Source organism: Citrobacter sp. Cpo109, assembly GCF_030332565.1.
GTDB lineage: Bacteria > Pseudomonadota > Gammaproteobacteria > Enterobacterales > Enterobacteriaceae > Citrobacter > Citrobacter portucalensis.
Genome location: NZ_JAOWHQ010000028.1, coordinates 1 through 249, shown reverse-complemented (window position 1 = coordinate 249; position 249 = coordinate 1). Strand labels below are relative to the sequence as shown.

General features: G+C 41.8%; 1 pseudogene. It reads right to left on the bottom strand.

Going from position 1 to position 249, the window contains the following annotated elements:
• Positions 1–249 (bottom strand): annotated as a pseudogene (locus OGY71_RS01150) (putative type VI secretion system effector); the annotation flags it as partial.

Here is a 249-nt window from a genome sequence, read left to right as displayed (position 1 = left end):
TATCTTTTTCTTGTCGTGTTTCAGAAGGTCAATATTGGTCACATTATCCCAGCCAGCAACAGTCAATATCTCTTCCGTCAGCTGTTCTTTCGGAAAAGGATGTCGTCGCCAGATCGTCCATATTGCGGGCAGGATATACAGAAAGGTTCCCATGGTCAGAAACATCGTTACCCCGCTCACTATTTTTTCAGTAACAACCCAGCCATCCTGGTAAATAAACACTACCAACATCGTAATAATTAACAAAAT